This is a genomic window from Vibrio sp. 10N.222.52.B7, assembly GCF_041474275.1.
GTDB lineage: Bacteria > Pseudomonadota > Gammaproteobacteria > Enterobacterales > Vibrionaceae > Vibrio > Vibrio crassostreae_C.
The window spans coordinates 1-455 of the sequence record NZ_JBFRTU010000682.1 but is presented as its reverse complement, the minus strand read 5'-3'; the positions used below and the strand labels follow the sequence as shown (position 1 = coordinate 455).

The 455-nt window shown below is 49.9% G+C and carries 1 pseudogene; it reads left to right on the top strand.

Features of this window, described 5'->3' with window-relative positions:
* Positions 1-455 (top strand): annotated as a pseudogene (locus tag AB4512_RS24790) (RHS repeat-associated core domain-containing protein); the annotation flags it as partial.

Genomic DNA, 455 nt, shown 5'->3' with positions numbered 1-455 from the left:
ATGTCACTCAGCCCGGCCTTGGTTCTCGTTTGATGAACAAGATTAGACCTTCCGGTGAGTACAATCTTGCGTGGGCCTCTAAAACGAACCCAGCGATGCGCATAGGCAGCTCTAAGGGGCAGGTGATTGCGACCAGAATGACGCAGGGCGGTAAGACGATGACGTACACGCCTCCTCCAATCCATGGTGGATTTACCAAGATTCTTCTTGGACAAGTCAAAGTGGGCGCCCGAGGTTATACCATCTATCAAGGCATAATGACGGCGCGCTCGATTGGTGGTTTAGGTTGGTCATCGGTTAAAACGATACCAGGGCGATTAGATGAAGAAAAGTCATCAGCAGATACCATGGTTACGGAAGGTCGAAGTGCTAACCCTGCAGCCAAGAAGACGCAAATGTACGCACTCGAAGAGACACGACAACGAATAAAATATGGCAATGAGGTTCAGCAGATG